This is a genomic window from Bradyrhizobium sp. URHC0002 (assembly GCF_054059515.1).
Genome location: NZ_JBSSCF010000001.1, coordinates 6,538,393 through 6,554,763, shown reverse-complemented (window position 1 = coordinate 6,554,763; position 16,371 = coordinate 6,538,393). Strand labels below are relative to the sequence as shown.

Here is a 16,371-nt window from a genome sequence, read left to right as displayed (position 1 = left end):
GGCCGTAGGGTGGCCAAAGCGCAGCGTGCCCACCATTTAGATACCGCGAGTTTATAGATGGTGGGCACGGCGCAAATGCGCCTTTGCCCACCCTACGAATACTCACTCCGCCGCTACCAACGGCTTCGGCCGCGAGATCGCCAGCACAATCAGCGCTGCGACGATGCACAGCGCGCCGGCAACGAAGAACGCCGGCAGGTAGGTCTGCAGCACCGTTCGCGACAGGCCGGCGCCGAACGCTGCGACACCCGCACCCAGTTGATGGCCGGCAAAGATCCAGCCGAACACGAGGTTCGCGCGCTCCGCGCCGAACCGCTGCGCCGTGAGCCGCACCGTCGGCGGTACCGTTGCGATCCAGTCGAGGCCATAGAACATCGCAAACAGCGACAGGCCGTAGAGCGTGAAGTCGGAGAACGGCAGGAACAACAGCGAGAGGCCGCGCAGACCGTAGTACCAGAACAACAGCTTGCGATTGTCATAGCGGTCCGAGAGCCAGCCGGAGGCGATCGTGCCGACGAAATCGAAAATGCCCATCGCCGCGAGCAGGCTCGCCGCCTGCACCTGCGGAATGCCGAAATCGAGGCACATCGGAATCAAATGGACCTGGATCAGGCCATTGGTGCTGGCGCCGCAGATGAAGAAGGTGGCGAACAGGATCCAGAACACGCTCGACTTCGAGGCGTCGCGCAGGGTGCCGAGCGCCGCCGCCATGATCGGCGTGGTGTTGGGGGGAGGCGCGGGTAGCGGCTCGGTGCCTTCGTCGCCGAATGGCCGCAGGCCGACATCGCTCGGCCGGTCGCGCATGACCATGAGTACGGCGAAGGCCGCCACGCCCAGCATCACGCAGACCAGCGCCAGCGCGAGCCGCCAGCCGTAGGTCTCGGTCAGGCTCGCCAATAGCGGCAGGAAGGCGAGCTGCCCGGTCGCAACGCTCGCGGTGAGGATGCCAACCACCAGCCCGCGCCGGGCCACGAACCAGCGCGCGGCAATCGTCGCGCCAAGCACCAGCGCCGTCATGCCGGTGCCGAGCCCGATCACCACGCCCCACAGCAGCATCAGCTGCCAGACCTGCGTCATCGCCAGCGACGCGACCAGCCCTGATACGACGATGAGCAGCGCCAACAGCGTCACATTGCGCAGGCCGTAGCGGTTCATCAGCGCGGCGGCGAAGGGGGCCATCAGCCCGAACAGGATGAAGCGGATCGACAGCGCCGAGGAAATCTCCGCCGTGGTCCAGCCGAATTCCTTCTGCAGCGGCACGATGAAGACGCCGGGCGCGCCGACCGTGCCGGCCGAGATCAGGGCGGTGAGGAAGGTCACGCCGACCATCACCCAGCCGTAGTGGATGTTGCGGCGGGCGAGGGTGGCTGACAGCCAGTTCGAGATCATTGGGCCTCAGTGATTGCGGTGGGAAGATTTGCCTGGTTTGGCTTGCGTATTCTGACGTGATGGCGGTCTGACTTGAATGTCATACTTCCCTCATTTCAGGACATAACGGGGAAGCATGAGCGCCAGGATCGATCCGCGCGCGGGTCCGACTCCGAAATTAGATTATAGCTATAATATTATGCGCTGCAAAAAATCGCAACGGATCATCCCATGAAAAATCTTGCCCATTCGCATGAGAGAAATTGATCGATCAGGGGCAAGCCACCGCGCGGGGCATCGCTATTCCAGACCCTCGAGCGCCGTCTGAATAGCCTTCCTGAAGGCCACGATGTCGCCGAGCTCCTGGCCGAGTACCAACGCCAGCCGCGTCAAGAACAGGGCTTCACGCTCCGCTCCGGCTGAATCGATCGCCATCGCCAGCGTCTCATAGGCAGACTCGAAGTCTTCGAAGGGCATCGCGCTCATGGCGTCTCGCCTCCCAGGCAAATTTCTGCGGTTTTCAGTATCTCGGAGGGGACGGCAGCTTTCCATCGCCCGGCAATGTGAAGGTCGGGTCGCAGCAGATAGATCGTGCCGGGCTCGGCGGCGAATATCCGGGCGATTTCCCCGTCCTGGTCCGCAATGGTCTTTGCGCCGGGTATGGGGGTCTCCGAGCCAATCACAATTGCAGCAAACCGCTTGTCGACCCGGCGGAGATGTTCGAGCAATGCCGCCTGTTCGGCGGTGGCCAGCGCCCCGCAAAACAGGACCGCCGTCGTGCCGGTGCCGGTGTGATCGAGCAGGTGAGTTCCATCGATGAGCTTTGCGTTCGGCGCGACGCTGCCGCACACCGGCCCGCCGGCAAATCCGGCATCGCGTCCGGCATAGGGTGTCAGCACGCTGTCCGAATAGGTGTAGGGCTGCATTTGGCGCGGATTGGCGAGGCCCCGAGGAAACTCGTGCTTCAAGCTGAGGGAAAGTGCAGCCTCGCGCGCCAGTCGCCAGCCGCGCGTCGGCGGCGTCATGAAGCGTGTGCTCTTGGTCGCGTTGGCGAACACGTCGAGCGTGGCGCCGCGCCGCTCCGGTGAATAGCTGTCGAGCAGCCGGTCGTCTGCCTCGCCGTGGAGGACGAGCGCCAGCTTCCAGCCGATGTTTTCGGCATCCGCCAGGCCATTGTTCAGCCCGCGCACGCCGAAGATCGGCACGATGTGTGCGGCATCGCCGATAAAGAACACGCGGTCGTGCCGGTAGTCGTCGAGGCAGAGGGTGTTGGCGGAATAGACGCTCCACCATTCCAGTTCCCACGGTTTTGTGTGGCCGATATCGGCGAGGATCGCGCTGACGCGCGCGCGGATGTTTTCTTCTTTCAGGGCATCTGCCTCGCTCTCGCCTTCGCGGAGCTGGTAGTCCACGCGCCAGATATCGTCCGGCTGCTTGTGGATCAGTACAGTGCCGCCGGGGTTGCCGCTTGGCTCAAAGAACGCCCGCCGCTCGGTCGGGAAATCATGATCCATGCGGATGTCAGCGATCACATACCGGCCTTCGTAATTGTCGCCTTTCAGGCGCAAGCCCAGCATCGATCGGATCGGCGAGCGCGCGCCGTCGGCCGCCAGCAGATAGAGAGCGTCGAGATAGTAGGTTCCCTCCGGCGATGAAACACGGGCAGAAATCCCGTCGACGTGACGCTCGAGGCCGGTTAGTTCGCTTTGCCAGCGCATGTCGATGAGTTCACAGGCGGCGACCGTGTCGTGCAGGAACTTTTCGATGTACTGCTGCTGCAGATTGTACATCGGCAGATATTTTTCGCCCGGCGGTTGCGGCATCTCCAGCCGGAAAATCTGTTCGCCACGATAGTAGCTGCGGCCGAACCGCCAGCCGAGCGCCTTTTCGACAAATGGCGCGACCGCGCCGACCCGCTCCAGAATGTGCATGCTGGGCCGAGCGATGCAGATCGCGCGGCTGCCGTCATTGAATGTGTCCTTTCGATCGATCAGCACGCTCCTGATGCCGTAGCGCGCCAGCACCAGCGCCGCGGTCATGCCGATCGGGCCGGCGCCCACGATCAGCACGGGATGCCTTGCCGTGGCGCCGTCAAGTTCGGGAACGCGACGCGCTGCGAACCGCGGATAGTCGAAGTAGAGCGACTCCAACGCTCCCTTGCCGGCAGGTCTCATGGCGCCCTCCGTCTATTTCTTGCGGTCGAGAAATCCCTGCATCAGCCGTTGTGGCTCGCCGGTCAGGAAGGACTTTCCGAATACGCCGACGCTCAAGTTCACCGACTCCGTCAGCGGCAGTTCCTCCCATTGGCGCAGCAACGCCTTCTGCGCGCGCAGCGCTTCGGGACCACATTCGAGCAGCGCCTTGACCGTATCCTCGACCGCGGCATCGAGCCCATCTTCCTTCGCCACCACGTCGACCAGGCCCCAGGCGAGCGCGGTCGGCGCGTCGATATTCTCCGCCGTCATGACCAGCCAGCGGGCGCGGCCCCAGCCGATCAGCCGCGGCAGCAGCGCGGCATGGATCACCGAGGGGATGCCGACACGCACTTCCGGCATGCCGAACTTGGCGTCGTGAGCGGCAATCCGGAAATCGCAGGCCGCGGCGACTTCGAGGCCGCCACCGAGGCACCAGCCGGGAAGCCGCGCGATCACCGGCGACGGAAAATTGCGCGCAGCCTCGCAGAGGTCGCGCAGCCGCGTGATGAAGGCTTCGGCGGACTTCTGGTCGAGCTTCGCCATCTCCTTGATGTCGGCGCCGCCGATCATGCTCTTCTCGCTCTGGCCGGCGAGGATGACCGCGCGAATGTCCGGCTCAGTGGCGAGCTTCTCGAACCCTTCGCGGACCCCATCGGTGACGGCGGAGGAGAGGATGTTGAGGGAGCCCGCATTGCAGATCGAGAGGCGGACGACACCTCGGCTGTCACGGTCGACTCCGCAATGCGGATTGAGCATTTCCATTTTATTTTTCCCGGACTTGTTCTGGCGGTTGGCGCCACTTCCAAGGACATCCGCTGGCTTGTCAAGGGCAGGGCGTGCGAGGGGCGTTGCGCGGCGGCACGCGCCAATGTAGAATGACGATCATCATTCAAAGGAGCCGTCATGACCATAACCGAGTCCGTCGATCTGTTTTCGTTCGATACGCGGCGGCATCGGGTGGTGGAGTGGCAGGCGCCGGGGCCAGTGGCGAAAGTGGCCTCCGGGATGTCCGGGCTGGAGACGATGTGCGCGATCCGCGACGGCATCCTGCCACCGCCGCCGATGGCCCGATTGGTCGGTTTCGAGATGCGCATCGCTGAGCAGGGGCGGATCGTCATGGAACTGGATCCAGACGAGAGCCTCGAAAATACCATCGGACTACTCCATGGCGCGACCGCCGCGGCGCTGCTGGATACCGCCATGGGTTGCGCTATTGCCACCATGCAGCCGGCGGGGCAGTCCTCGGTCACGCTGGACCTCAAGCTGACCTATTTGCGGCCGTTGTCGGTACGATCGGGCACGGTCTCGGCCGAAGGCAAGGTGGTAAAACTCGGCCGCCAGACCAGCTATGCCGAAGGCTTCGTCCGCGACAGCGCGGGCAATCTTGCAGTGCACGCGACCGCCACATTCACGATGATCGGCGGTGAAAAAGCGAAATAGATGCAGCTTTTCGCGTGCGCCACTGCTATTATATGACTACAGACATTTAATGGAACGGGTGGATGCGTTATTCGAAAGAGCACAAGCAGGATACCCACGCGCGGATCGTGAAGAAGGCCTCGGTGCGGCTTCGCGAGAAGGGCGCGCACGGCATCGGCGTCGCCGACTTGATGAAGGAGGCCGGCCTGACCCATGGCGGCTTCTACGCGCATTTCGATTCCCGCGAGGCGCTGGTGGTCGAGGCCTTTGCCTACGCGATGGACCGCTCGGTCGAGCATTGGCGCGCGATCGCCGCTGAAACGCCGCCGGAGAAGCGGCTCTCGACGATCGTCGATGCCTACGTCTCGACGGTGCATCGCGATGATCCCGGCCGCGGCTGCGCGGTCCCCACGCTCGGCGCCGAGATCGCCCGTGAAAGCGCCAAAACCCGCAAGGCCTTTAGCGCCAAGCTCGAGCAGTTGATCGATGTGATGGCCGAACAGATTCTGGATGTGCCGCGAAAGGCGGCGCGCAAGCAGGCCATGGGCACGCTGGCGACCATGATGGGCGCCCTGGTGATGTCCCGCGTGGCGGGCAGCGGTGAACTCTCCGACGAAATCCTCGCCGCCGGCCGCGAGGCGGCAGTGGCACGCACCGAGGCGACGAAGACCGCCGTGAAGAAGGCGCGGGCGAAGGTGAATTAGCGCCGTAGGGTGGGCAAAGGCGCTCTTGCGCTGTGCCCACCATCTTTCCGCGATGTCATCTGGAATGGTGGGCACGCTTCGCTTTGCCCACCCTACAATTTGCCGCCAAACAGCGCGCGTTCGCTCTCCACCGTCTCGTGGATGTAATCGGCAACGGCCCTGATCCGCGCCAGATCCTTGCTGTCGGCGTGCATGAGCATCCAGAAGCTGCGCGAAATCCTGATCTCATCAGGCAGTACCGGGCGCAATTCCGGATGCGCCGTTGCCATGAAATGTGGCAGCACCGCGATGCCGAAGCCTGCGATGGTGGCGTTGAGCTGCGCGATCAGATTGGCGCTGCGGAATTTGGCGGAAATCTTTGGCGAGACCTGCGGCAGGTAGTCCAGTTCGGGCGTGAACAGCAATTCCTCGATATAGCCGACGAAGCGATGCCCTGGCAGGTCGCCTCGCGATACGATCCTCGGCGCGCGATCGAGATAGGCCGGTGCGGCATAGAGCCCGAGGCTATAGTCGAGCAGCTTGCGCCCGACGATGCGGCCTTCCTTGGGCATCGTCAGGCTGATCGCGATATCGGCCTCGCGCTTCGACAGGCTGAACAGCCGCGCGGTGGCGACGAGCTGCAAATCGAGATCGGGATACCGCTCGGTGAATTTCACCAGCCGCGAGGCCAGAAAATGGCTGCCGAAGCCGTCGGGGGCGCCGATCCGGACGGTGCCGGTCAGCTGGGCGCGCGAGCCGCCGACCGCCTCCTGGTTGGCGACGATGGTCGATTCCATCGCTTCCGCGCTGTCGGCGACGCGCTGGCCGGCCTCGGTCAGGAGATATCCGGTCTTGCGGCGATCGAACAGTTTTGCCGAGAGATGCCGTTCCAGCCGGTCGACACGCCGGATCACTGTGGCATGATCGACGGCAAGCTGCTTGGCGGCAGCGGAAACCGATCCGCCGCGGACGATCGCCAGGACAAAACGGAAGTCATCCCAGTCGATCGTCTTGGTACCTTGCGTCTTGGTGCCTTGATCCAGCATTTCCGCACATCTATGGTGCAATATATCGGACTTGTATCCTAAGAAATGCAGGTCAAAAAGGGCTCCAAGCTGATCCAGCCGGGCCTTCAGGGAGAAAATTCATGCGCTCAATCGGACATTTCATCGGCGGTAAAGAGGTCAAGGGCACGTCGGGGCGAACAGCCGACGTTTTTGAGCCGATGACTGGCGACGTCCAGGCCAAGGTGGCGCTGGCGTCCAAGGCCGAAGTTCGGGCCGCCGTCGAGAACGCCAGGGACGCCCAGATCGAGTGGGCCAACACCAATCCGCAGCGCCGCGCGCGCGTGATGATGAAGTTCCTCGAACTGGCGCAACGCGATTACGACAAGCTCGCCGACATGCTGGCGCGCGAGCACGGCAAGACCGTTCCCGACGCCAAGGGCGATATCCAGCGCGGCCTCGAAGTCGTCGAATTCGCCTGCGGCATTCCGCATCTGATGAAGGGCGAATACACCGAAGGCGCCGGCCCCGGCATCGACATCTATTCGATGCGGCAGCCGCTGGGGGTGGTCGCCGGCATCACGCCGTTCAATTTCCCGGCGATGATCCCGATGTGGAAATTCGCGCCCGCGATCGCCTGCGGCAACGCCTTCATCCTGAAGCCATCGGAGCGCGATCCCGGCGTGCCGATGATGCTGGCGGCACTGATGATCGAGGCGGGTCTGCCGCCGGGCGTGCTCAACGTCGTCAACGGCGACAAGGAGGCGGTCGACGCCATTTTGGACGATCCGGATATCAGGGCGATCGGCTTTGTCGGTTCGACGCCGATTGCGCAGTACATCTACGAGCGCGCCGCGCAGACCGGCAAGCGCTGCCAGTGTTTTGGCGGCGCCAAGAACCACGCCATCGTGATGCCCGACGCCGACATGGACCAGACCGTCGATGCGCTGATCGGCGCCGGCTATGGCTCGGCGGGCGAGCGCTGCATGGCGATTTCGGTCGCGGTGCCCGTCGGCAAGACGGCCGCCGACCGCCTGATGGAAAAGCTGATCCCGCGCGTGGAGTCGCTCAAGATCGGCACCTCGGTCGATCCGTCCGCCGATTACGGTCCGCTGGTGACGCGCGAAGCGGTCGAGAAGGTGAAGAGCTACATCGATATCGGCGTCAAGGAAGGCGCGACGCTCGCCGTCGACGGCCGTGGCTTCAAGATGCAGGGCTACGAGAAGGGGTTCTATCTCGGTGGCTCGCTGTTCGACAACGTCACCAAGGACATGCGGATCTACAAGGAAGAGATCTTTGGTCCCGTCCTGTCCGTGGTGCGCGCCCACGACTACAAGGAAGCCCTCGCACTGCCGTCGGATCATGACTACGGCAACGGCGTTGCGATCTTTACCCGCGATGGCGACGCCGCCCGCGACTTCGCCGCCAAGGTCAACGTCGGCATGGTCGGCATCAACGTGCCGATCCCGGTGCCGATCGCGTACTACACCTTCGGCGGCTGGAAGAAGTCCGGCTTCGGCGATCTCAACCAGCATGGCCCGGATTCGATCCGCTTCTACACCAAGACCAAGACGATCACCTCGCGCTGGCCGTCCGGCGTCAAGGAGGGCGCGGAGTTCTCAATCCCGACGATGAATTGACGGTATAGCCCCCGGCCGTCATTGCGAGCGCAGCGAAGCAATCCATATTGCCCCGAAAAGGAAGAATGGATTGCGTCGTCGCTTCGCTCCTCGCAATGACGACAAGAATGAGCAGCCCGGAATGCATTTCGCTCTCAATGAGGACCAGGTGGCGGTTCGCGACATGGCGCGCGAATTCGCCGCGGAGAAGATCGCGCCGCATGCACTCCGCTGGGACGAGGAGAAGCATTTCCCTGTCGATGTGATGCGCGAGGCCGCAAGCCTCGGCATCGGCGGTATCTACATCAAGGACGACGTCGGCGGCTCCGCCATGACCCGCTTTGACGCCGCGCTGATCTTCGAGGCGCTGGCGCAGGGTTGCCCGACGGTGTCGGCCTTCATCTCGATCCACAACATGGCGTCGTGGATGATCGATGCCTTTGGCAACGACACCCAGCGCCAGAAATGGCTGCCAAGGCTCTGTACCATGGACCTGCTGGCGAGCTACTGCCTGACCGAGCCGGGCTCCGGATCGGACGCCGCCGCGCTGCGCACCCGCGCGGTGCGCGAGGGCGACCATTATGTGCTCAACGGCCAGAAGCAGTTCATTTCCGGTGCCGGTGGTGGCGATCTCTATGTCGTGATGGTGCGTACCGGTGCTGACGGTCCCGGCGGCATCTCGACGCTGGTGATCGACGCCGAAACGCCGGGCGTCTCGTTCGGCGCCAACGAGCGCAAGATGGGCTGGAACGCACAGCCGACCCGCGCCGTGATTTTCGAGAATGCCCGCGTACCGGTCGAAAACAGACTTGGCGAGGAGGGCATCGGCTTCAAGATCGCGATGGCAGGCCTCGACGGCGGCCGCATCAACATCGCGGCATGTTCGCTCGGCGGCGCGCAAAGCGCGCTCGAAAAATCGCTGGCCTACATGAAGGAACGCAGCGCCTTTGGAAAACGCCTCAACGAGTTCCAGGCGCTGCAGTTTCGCCTCGCCGACATGGCGACCGAACTGGAGGCGGCGCGGACTTTTGTCTGGCGCGCGGCCGCCGCGCTCGACCGCAAGGATGCGGACGCCACCATGCTCTGCGCGATGGCCAAGCGGTTTGGTACCGATGTCGGATTCGAGGTTGCCAACCAGGCGCTGCAACTGCACGGCGGCTACGGCTACCTCAGCGAATACGGTATCGAGAAGATCGTGCGCGATCTGCGCGTGCACCAGATCCTGGAAGGGACCAACGAAATCATGCGGCTGATCGTGTCGCGCAAGCTGATCGAGGGCGCACGATGACGGCGACCGCCGCAGCCGCACTCATCGAAGGTGACCTGATTGCGCGGCGCGAAGGCGGCTGTGGCGTGATCCGCCTCAACCGGCCGAAAGCCATCAACGCCGTCACGCTCGAGATGTTTCGCGACGTCGACAAGGCGCTCGATGCGTTCGAAGCCGATCCGGCCGTCGCCGTGATCCTGCTGGAAGGTGCGGGCGAGCGCGGCCTCTGCGCTGGCGGTGATATCCGCGCGCTCTGGGAAAGCTCGAAAGTGAAGGGCGATCTCGGCAAGATTTTGTGGCGCGAGGAATACATCCTCAACGCCCGGATCAAGAAATTCCCGAAGCCCTATGTCTCCTTCATGGACGGCATCGTGATGGGCGGCGGCGTCGGGCTGTCCGCGCACTCCCGCCATCGCGTCGTGACCGAGAAGACAAAACTTGCGATGCCGGAGGTCGGCCTCGGCTTCTTCCCCGATGTCGGAGGCACCTGGCTGTTGTCGCGTTCGCCGGGCGAGATCGGCACTTACTTCGGACTGACCGGCCAGACCATGAACGGCCCGGACGCGATCCATGCCAAATTCGCCGATGCGGTGGTGCCGTCATCAAAGCTGCCGGCCTTGCGCGAGGCGTTGACGAAGGTAGGGCCCGGCACGACATCGGCCGACATCAGGAAACTGATCGACGGCTTTTCGACCGGAGAGACGGCCGGGCCGGTCGCAGCGCAGCAGGCGAAGATCGATGCGTTGCTTTCCCATGATCGCATGGAAGACATCGTCGCGGCGTTGCAGCGCGATGGTTCGGACTTTGCGCAGGCGGCATTGAAGACGCTGAACGAAAAATCGCCGCGCGGAATGGTGGTGACCCTGAAACTGCTTCGCCTGGCGCGCAAGGCCCGCTCGCTGGAGGAATGCCTGGTGCGGGAATATCGCGCCGCGCTCGAAGTCTTTGCCAGCGACGATTTTCGTGAGGGCGTGCGCGCCGCCGTGATCGACAAGGACCGTAATCCAAAGTGGTCGCCGCCGCGAATCGAAGACGTGACGCCGGAAATGGTCGCGCCTTACTTCGCAGAGATCGGCGCCGACGAGCTGAAATTCACCTGATCAAAATAAAAAGTTACAAGCGGAGGATTCGAGATGGCAAATATCGCATTCATTGGCCTCGGCAATATGGGCGGGCCGATGGCGGCCAATCTGGTTAAGGCCGGCCACAAGGTCACCGCGTTCGATCTGGTCGCGGCCTCGCGCGATCAGGCCAAGGCCGACGGTGCCGCCATCGCGGAGACTTCGGTGGCTTCCGTCAAAGGCGCCGACGTGGTCGTCACTATGCTGCCCGCGGGCAAGCATGTGCTGTCGGTCTGGAACGAAATCATCCCGGCGATGACTAAGGGCACGCTGATCATCGATTGCTCGACCATCGACGTCGAAAGCGCCAAGCAGGCGCATGCGCTGGCCGCCAAAAGTGGCATGCTTTCGGTGGACGCACCTGTGTCGGGCGGAACCGGCGGGGCCAAGGGAGCGACGCTCACCTTCATGTGCGGCGGCGAGGACAAGGCGTTCGCGGCGGCAAAACCGGTGCTGGAGAACATGGGCAAGAAGCTCGTGCATTGCGGCGGCGCGGGTGCGGGGCAGGCGGCCAAGATCTGCAACAACATGATCCTGGGCATTTCCATGATCGGGGTCGGCGAGGCTTTTGCGCTGGCGGAAAAGCTCGGCCTGTCGCATCAGGCGCTGTTCGACGTCGCCTCGACCTCCTCAGGGCAATGCTGGGCGCTGACGTCCTATTGCCCGGTGCCGGGCCCGGTGCCGGCCTCGCCGGCGAATAACGGCTACAAGCCGGGATTTGCCTCGGCGCTGATGGTGAAGGACCTGACGCTGGCGCAGGACGCGGCCAACGCCGCCGGCGCCGCGACGCCACTGGGCAAGCACGCGCAGGAGCTCTACAAGGCGTTCGACGCCGCCGGCCATGGCGGGGTGGATTTTTCCGGTATTATCCAGCACGTTAGGAGCCTCGCCGGGAAGTAACGGAGACCTGATGACGACTTTCCAGGAAGCACGCGCCTTTCTGCTCAAGCATCGAACCGATTACGATGCGGCCGTGAGGGGATTTCGCTGGCCGGACGCTGTTCCCTTCAACTGGGCGCTCGACTGGTTCGATGCTGAACTGGCGCGCAATCCCGACAGCCGGGATCGTACCGCGCTCTGGATCGTCGATGCTGGCCACAAGGAAACAAAACTTTCCTTTGCGACCTTGTCGGCCCGTTCCAATCAGGTCGCAAACTTCCTGCGCGCGCAAGGGCTGAAGCGCGGCGATCATTTGCTGCTGCTGCTCGGCAATGTCGTGCCGCTGTGGGAGACCATGCTGGCGGCGATGAAGCTCGGCGTTGTCGTGATCCCCGCGACCACGCTGCTCACCCCTGACGAATTGCGCGACCGGCTGGATCGCGGCCGGGCGAGGGCGGTGGTGGCGTCACAGGATCAGGTGGCGAAGTTCGCAGGCCTCGGCAGCGAAAATCTGGTGCGCATCGTGGTAGGCGCCACGTCCACGCATGACGGCTGGTTGCCGTTCGAACAGGCGGCGAGCGCGTCGGAAAATTTTGCGCCTGACGGGTCCACCAACGCCGACGACCCGATGCTGCTCTATTTCACCTCGGGCACCACCGCAAAACCAAAGCTGGTGCGGCACAGCCAGCGCAGCTATCCCGTCGGCGCGCTGTCGACGATGTTTTGGCTAGGCCTGCAGCCGGGCGACGTCCATCTCAATATTTCCTCGCCGGGCTGGGCCAAGCATGCCTGGAGCTGCTTCTTCGCGCCGTGGAATGCGGGGGCGACCGTGTTCGTGGTCAACCAGCCGCGCTTCGATGCCAAGGCGCTGCTTGCGACCGTCGGCCGCTGCGGCGTCACCACGCTGTGCGCGCCGCCGACGGTGTGGAGATTGTTCATTCAGGAGAAGCTCGCGGACTTCAAGGTCAGCCTGCGCGAGGTCTGTGGCGCCGGCGAGCCGCTCAACCCCGAAGTGATCGATCAGGTGAAGGCGGCATGGGGCCTGACCATCCGCGACGGCTACGGCCAGACCGAGACCACCGCGCTCGCCGGCAATTCGCCGGGCCAGAAAGTCAAAGTCGGCTCCATGGGTCGGCCGCTGCCGGGCTATCGCGTGCAGATCACCGATAATGACGGCCACATCACCAAAGAGGGCGAGGTGACGCTGGTGCTGGGCGCTGATCGCCCGGCCGGCCTGATGCAGGGCTATCAGGGCGAGGACGGCAATCTGAGCGGTGCCGACGGCGATCTCTATCGCAGCGGCGACGTGGTGTTTGCCGATGACGAGGGCTATCTGACCTTCGTCGGGCGCTCGGACGACGTGTTCAAATCGTCCGACTACCGCATCAGTCCGTTCGAGCTGGAAAGCGTGCTGCTGGAACATGACTCGGTGGCGGAAGCCGCCGTGGTGCCGAGCCCCGATCCCATTCGCCTCGCGATCCCGAAGGCCTATGTGCTGCTGGTGTCGGGCGTGGAGCGTTCGCCGGAGACCGCACTCTCGATCTTCAAGCATCTGCACACCCGGCTCGCCCCATTCAAGCGCATCCGCAAGATCGAGCTGGTGACGGAACTGCCGAAGACAATTTCCGGAAAGATCCGCCGCGTCCAGTTGCGCCGGCTCGAGCATGATAATAACCGCGCCGATGCGTTGCGCGGAGCGGAGTTCCGCGAAGACGAATTCCCGGAGCTGCAGAAGGTGCGGACCGCCGGGCTGGAGAGCTAATCAATGAATGAAGTCTGGAAGAAGCCGCCGGTCTCGTTTGAGGCCTATCAGGCCATGGTCGGCAAGGAGATCGGGGTGTCGTCCTGGCACCTGATCGACCAGAGCCGGATCAACGTCTATGCCGACGTGATCGAGGATCATCAGTTCATCCATGTCGACCCGGAAAGGGCAAAAAGGGAAACCGCGTTCGGCAACACCATCGCGCATGGTTTTCTCACCATGTCCCTGTTGAGCATCATGTCCTATGAGGTCATGCCGGTCATCGAGGGCACCGCGATGGGCGTGAATTACGGCTTTGACAAGCTGCGCTTCCTCTCGCCGGTCCGCGCCGGCTCCCGCGTCCGCGGCCGCTTCACGCTGATGGAGGCCAAGCTGCGCAAGCCGAAAGAGCTGCAATCGCGCACCAACGTCACCGTCGAGATCGAGGGCGAGGATAAGCCCGCTTTGGTCGCCGACTGGATCGGGCTGATTTATTTCGACTAGAACTGCCTGTCATTGCCGGGCTTGACCCGGCAATCCATCGCTGCTCAAAAACAGTCAAACGCGGGCTCGGTTTTACCCTCTCCCCTTGTGGGAGAGGGTGGCGCCGAACGCAGTTCGGCGACGGGTGAGGGGTTCTCTCCGCAAGCACGCCAGCCGAAAGAACCCCTCATCCGGCGCTTCGCGCCACCTTCTCCCACAAGGGGAGAAGGAAGAAGAAACCAGGAATTTCACTCATGGCAATCAGGTTTGACGGACGTGTCGCTATCGTCACCGGCGCGGGCAATGGTCTGGGACGGGCGCATGCGCTGGGGCTCGCAAGCCGCGGCGCCAAGGTGGTGGTCAACGATTTCGGCGGCGCGCGCGACGGCACCGGCGGGTCGCTGACCCCGGCCGAAACCGTGGTCGAGGAAATCCGCAAAGCCGGTGGCACGGCGATGGCGGATGGCGCCGACGTCTCGAAGTTCGGACAAGTCACGGCGATGGTCGAGCGGGCGACGAAGGAATGGGGCAGCGTTGATCTCCTGTGCGCCAATGCTGGCATTCTCCGCGACAAGTCGTTTGCAAAAATGGACATCGCCGACTTTGCCAAAGTACTCGATGTCCATCTCGTCGGCACGTTTTACTGCTGCAAGGCGGTGTGGGATGGTATGCGCGAGCGCAACTATGGGCGCATCGTGCTGACGACCTCGTCGTCCGGCCTGTTCGGCAATTTCGGCCAGGCCAATTACGGCGCGGCCAAAGCCGGCATGGTCGGCCTGATGAACGTGCTGGCCGAGGAAGGCCGCAAGAACAACATCCGCGTCAACACGATCTCGCCGACGGCGGCGACCCGGATGACCGAGGAGCTGTTGCCGCCGCAGGCGCTGGCCCTGATGCGTCCCGAGGCGATCACGCCGGCGGTGGAATTCCTGCTCAGCGAGGACGCGCCGACCCGCACCATCATGGGCGCCGGCGCGGGCTCGTTCGCCGTAATCAAGATCATCGAGACCGAAGGCATCAATCTGGCCCAGTCCGACTGGACCCCCGATGCCATCGCCGCGCATTTTGCCGAGATCGATGATGTGTCGAAGGCAAAGGCGCTACAAGGCGCGTTCGAGCAGACGCAAAAATACGTCGCGCAGGCCGCAGCAAGGGCGGGGATCAAGCTGTAGCGCACGGTCCCGTAGGGTGGGCAAAGGCGCACTTCGCACCGTGCCCACCATGCATCTGCGATGCCGGTGAATAATGGTGGGCACGCTTCGCTTTGCCCACCCTACGAACCGTCGATCCGGCTAGACTCCCGCCATGTCTTCACTTGCAAAACACGTCGCCATCATCGGTGCCGGCCCGGCCGGCCTGACGGCGGCCGAAGTGCTCGCGCAAGGCGGTGCCACCGTCACCGTGTACGACGCGATGCCGTCGGCTGGCCGCAAATTCCTGATGGCGGGCAGAGGCGGGCTCAACCTCACGCACAGCGAACCATTGCCGCAGTTCCTTGCGAGATACCGCGAGGCGACGCCGCATCTGAAAGCGGCCATCGAAGCATTCCCGCCGAGCGCCCTGCGCGACTGGAGCGAAGCACTGGGGCAGGAAACCTTTGTCGGCTCCAGCGGGAGGGTGTTTCCAAAAGCCTTCAAGGCGTCGCCCTTGCTGCGGGCATGGCTGCGGCGGTTGGATTCGATGGGCGTGCAATTGACGCTGCGTCACCGCTGGACCGGCTGGGACGATCAAGGCCGCCTCCGTTTTCAAACGCCGGATGGGCTGCAATTCGTCGAGACGAGCGCGACGGTATTGGCGCTCGGCGGCGCAAGCTGGCCGCGATTGGGCTCCGACGGCGCATGGGCGGAAGCGCTTGCCGCGAAGGGCGTGAAGATATCGCCGCTGCGACCGGCCAATTCCGGCTTCACCGTGGCGTGGTCGGATATTTTTCGCGATCGTTTCGAGGGACAACCGCTCAAGGGCGTGGGGCTGACATTCGGTGAGCTCAGCGTCCGCGGCGAAGCCGTCGTTACCCGAACCGGCATCGAGGGCGGCGCGGTCTACGCGCTGTCTGCCGAATTGCGCGAGGCGATCGACAGGGCGGGACGGGCAACCCTGCATATCGCGCTGCGGCCCGATCTCGAGATTAAAAACCTGATCGCGAAGGTCTCGGTGCCAAAGGGCAAACAATCGCTGTCCAATTTTCTGCGCAAGGCCGTAAACCTGTCACCTGTCGCAATCGGGCTGTTGCAGGAGGCCGCCAAAGCATCCGGCGCTTCGCTGGCGTCGATGTCGCCGGTCGATCTCGCAAACCTCATCAATGCCGTCCCGATCGAACTCACCGGTGTCGCCCCGATCGCGCGCGCGATTTCAACTGCGGGCGGGATCGCGTTTGACGAAATCGATACCGAATTCATGCTCGGGCGTTTGCCCGGAGTGTTTGTCGCGGGCGAGATGCTGGACTGGGAAGCGCCGACGGGCGGCTATCTGCTGCAGGCGTCGTTTGCGACCGGCGTGGCAGCGGGGCGGGGTGCGCTGAAATGGCTCTCGGAATCGTAGGGTGGGCAAAGGCGCGATAGCGCCGTGCCCACCATTTCACACTCTGCTCGTGAT

Annotated in this window: 15 protein-coding genes; 10 read left to right on the top strand and 5 right to left on the bottom strand. The window is 63.6% G+C overall.

Annotated elements, in window-relative coordinates; genetic code table 11:
* Positions 1 to 102: 102 nt before the first annotated feature.
* From ACVWVY_RS32095 to ACVWVY_RS32080, 4 genes are all read right to left on the bottom strand, one after another.
* A complete protein-coding gene (locus ACVWVY_RS32095; RefSeq protein WP_456630138.1) occupies positions 103 to 1,389 on the bottom strand; it encodes an MFS transporter in 1,287 nt (428 codons plus the stop codon).
* A gap of 279 nt (positions 1,390 to 1,668) precedes the next feature.
* A complete protein-coding gene (locus ACVWVY_RS32090) occupies positions 1,669 to 1,854 on the bottom strand; it encodes a hypothetical protein (RefSeq protein WP_456630137.1) in 186 nt (61 codons plus the stop codon).
* Positions 1,851 to 3,542 carry an FAD-dependent monooxygenase gene (locus ACVWVY_RS32085; RefSeq protein WP_456630136.1) on the bottom strand — a complete coding sequence of 564 codons (1,692 nt, stop codon included), beginning with the start codon at positions 3,540 to 3,542 and terminating at the stop codon, positions 1,851 to 1,853. Before ACVWVY_RS32085 ends, ACVWVY_RS32090 begins: the two co-directional genes overlap by 4 nt.
* Before the next feature lie 12 nt (positions 3,543 to 3,554).
* On the bottom strand, positions 3,555 to 4,325 hold the full coding sequence (locus ACVWVY_RS32080; RefSeq protein WP_456630135.1) for an enoyl-CoA hydratase: 771 nt from the start codon (positions 4,323 to 4,325) through the stop codon (positions 3,555 to 3,557).
* A gap of 141 nt (positions 4,326 to 4,466) precedes the next feature.
* On the opposite strand from ACVWVY_RS32080, the gene ACVWVY_RS32075 reads away from it, so the two are divergent.
* Both ACVWVY_RS32075 and ACVWVY_RS32070 read left to right on the top strand, forming a co-directional pair.
* Positions 4,467 to 5,003 carry a PaaI family thioesterase gene (locus ACVWVY_RS32075; RefSeq protein WP_456630134.1) on the top strand — a complete coding sequence of 179 codons (537 nt, stop codon included), beginning with the start codon at positions 4,467 to 4,469 and terminating at the stop codon, positions 5,001 to 5,003.
* Positions 5,004 to 5,065: 62 nt separating this feature from the next.
* A complete protein-coding gene (locus ACVWVY_RS32070) occupies positions 5,066 to 5,686 on the top strand; it encodes a TetR/AcrR family transcriptional regulator (RefSeq protein WP_456630133.1) in 621 nt (206 codons plus the stop codon).
* Positions 5,687 to 5,778: 92 nt separating this feature from the next.
* Here ACVWVY_RS32070 and ACVWVY_RS32065 read toward each other — a convergent pair whose 3' ends face one another.
* Complete coding sequence (locus ACVWVY_RS32065; RefSeq protein WP_456630132.1) at positions 5,779 to 6,711, bottom strand: LysR family transcriptional regulator; 933 nt, start codon at positions 6,709 to 6,711, stop codon at positions 5,779 to 5,781.
* Positions 6,712 to 6,812: 101 nt separating this feature from the next.
* Between ACVWVY_RS32065 and ACVWVY_RS32060 the strand changes: the two genes are divergently transcribed.
* The 8 genes from ACVWVY_RS32060 to ACVWVY_RS32025 all read left to right on the top strand — a co-directional run bounded on the left by ACVWVY_RS32060 (position 6,813) and on the right by ACVWVY_RS32025 (position 16,317).
* On the top strand, positions 6,813 to 8,309 hold the full coding sequence (locus ACVWVY_RS32060; protein ID WP_456630131.1) for a CoA-acylating methylmalonate-semialdehyde dehydrogenase: 1,497 nt from the start codon (positions 6,813 to 6,815) through the stop codon (positions 8,307 to 8,309).
* A 121-nt stretch (positions 8,310 to 8,430) separates the two neighbouring features.
* Entirely contained in the window at positions 8,431 to 9,576 is a 1,146-nt protein-coding gene (locus tag ACVWVY_RS32055; protein WP_456630130.1) for an isobutyryl-CoA dehydrogenase, read from the top strand.
* Complete coding sequence (locus ACVWVY_RS32050) at positions 9,573 to 10,655, top strand: enoyl-CoA hydratase/isomerase family protein (RefSeq protein ID WP_456630129.1); 1,083 nt, start codon at positions 9,573 to 9,575, stop codon at positions 10,653 to 10,655. Before ACVWVY_RS32055 ends, ACVWVY_RS32050 begins: the two co-directional genes overlap by 4 nt.
* A 33-nt stretch (positions 10,656 to 10,688) precedes the next feature.
* The gene (mmsB, locus tag ACVWVY_RS32045) at positions 10,689 to 11,576 is read left to right on the top strand and encodes a 3-hydroxyisobutyrate dehydrogenase (protein WP_456630128.1); all 888 of its coding nucleotides are present in this window, start codon (positions 10,689 to 10,691) and stop codon (positions 11,574 to 11,576) included.
* A 10-nt stretch (positions 11,577 to 11,586) separates the two neighbouring features.
* Complete coding sequence (locus ACVWVY_RS32040; protein WP_456630127.1) at positions 11,587 to 13,317, top strand: AMP-binding protein; 1,731 nt, start codon at positions 11,587 to 11,589, stop codon at positions 13,315 to 13,317.
* 3 nt (positions 13,318 to 13,320) lie between these two features.
* The gene (locus ACVWVY_RS32035; protein WP_456630126.1) at positions 13,321 to 13,800 is read left to right on the top strand and encodes a MaoC family dehydratase; all 480 of its coding nucleotides are present in this window, start codon (positions 13,321 to 13,323) and stop codon (positions 13,798 to 13,800) included.
* Positions 13,801 to 14,033: 233 nt separating this feature from the next.
* Positions 14,034 to 14,951, top strand: a complete 918-nt coding sequence (locus tag ACVWVY_RS32030; protein WP_456630125.1) for an SDR family NAD(P)-dependent oxidoreductase — start codon at positions 14,034 to 14,036, stop codon at positions 14,949 to 14,951.
* Between the two features lie 133 nt (positions 14,952 to 15,084).
* Entirely contained in the window at positions 15,085 to 16,317 is a 1,233-nt protein-coding gene (locus tag ACVWVY_RS32025) for a TIGR03862 family flavoprotein (RefSeq protein WP_456630124.1), read from the top strand.
* The last annotated feature ends 54 nt before the right edge of the window (positions 16,318 to 16,371 follow it).